Here is a 1,334-nt window from a genome sequence, read left to right as displayed (position 1 = left end):
ACACTCTTTCCCTACACGACGCTCTTCCGATCTGACCATTTCATTTTATTATCACAAAGAGTTCATACATAAGACTCTTGTCTAATATTGATAGTTACAGGGACTGGACTTCAAGTTCACCCTTATTTTAAACGATAGGCACAGGTACACTGAAATTTTAAAAATAGGAAAACAGAAATGGCATGAACAACGAGTTAAAGTAATGGGGAGAAATATTAACACCATCGCTACTTGTGACAATGCAATCAGTCCCCATCAGAGAGAGTTAGACATAACCCAAGCTCTTCAAACTCTCCACTCCATCCTTGATAATTTGGTCAATTGGAGTGAACTCAAGACCTAAATCAATAAGCTTCTTTGATGCATCTTTTGCTCTCAACAACCCAGCTTGTGTATCCTTTTGCAACGTAGCAACATTATATTCAGGGTATAACTCAGCAACCTTTGCCACAAAATCAGCATAGTGACGAATAGCTTCAACACACAAGTGCCTTCCTGTTGCGTTCTTTTTCTCAAAAGCCAAAATATGTGCCATGGCTATGTCTTTAAAGTGGGCCATTCCCATAAAGAAGTCTTCGTATGTCTCTTTGTCACCTTTGAGAACCTTAACAAGCACAGCCATACTGGAATTGATTCTTGGTGGAATCAGGGGACCCAAGGCTGTGCCAGGATTTATCATCACTACATCCAAACCGGTCTCCTTCGCAAAATCCCAGCCCGCTTTCTCTGCTAAAGTCTTTGCAATGGGATAGTACAACCCTTTCTCCCTACAGTAATCGAGGTCCGTCCAACAGTCCTCACCCTTAATCTTATCAGCTGGCCAGTTAGGACTTGGAACTATGGAGGAGATAGACGACGTCGCCACCACTCGCTCCACCCCTGCTTCCTTCGCCGCCTTCAACACATTAACAGTCCCTTTTATTGCCGGTTCCAAAATCTGCTTCTGAGGATCTTTGACTTGGCCGATGATGTTGGGACATGCAAGGTGGAAAACTCCGGCGCAACCCTTTATGGCGGCGGCGATGGAGTCACTGTCAAGAAGATCCATCTGGAAAAGCCTAAGACGACTCTTAGCTCCTTCCATTGCCTCCAAATGCTTCGTCTCCTCCTCATCCTTGAGATCTTGGATGGTGGCGTGGACGGTGTAGCCACGCTCGAGGAGGAGGCGTACCAGCCATGACCCAATGGCACCGCTGGCTCCGGTGACACAAACCACCTTGGACATGGTGTTGCTTTTGTTAGCTTAGTGAACGCTGTTTCTGAATTGTTAGTTAAATATTTCAGTTATGTTGTTGAAATGTATGAACTAGTAATTGTCCTGGTATATATATAAA

General features: G+C 44.4%; 1 protein-coding gene. It reads right to left on the bottom strand.

Annotated elements, in window-relative coordinates; genetic code table 11:
• Positions 1-265 precede the first annotated feature (265 nt).
• Positions 266-1,225: an SDR family oxidoreductase gene (locus FFM65_RS12490; RefSeq protein ID WP_137610126.1), complete on the bottom strand. Its 960-nt coding sequence runs from the start codon at positions 1,223-1,225 to the stop codon at positions 266-268.
• Positions 1,226-1,334 lie beyond the last annotated feature (109 nt).

The organism is Companilactobacillus formosensis, from assembly GCF_005405305.1.
Taxonomy (GTDB): domain Bacteria; phylum Bacillota; class Bacilli; order Lactobacillales; family Lactobacillaceae; genus Companilactobacillus; species Companilactobacillus formosensis.
Note: the sequence above shows the minus strand (reverse complement) of the source record. Positions and strands in the feature narration are given on the sequence as shown.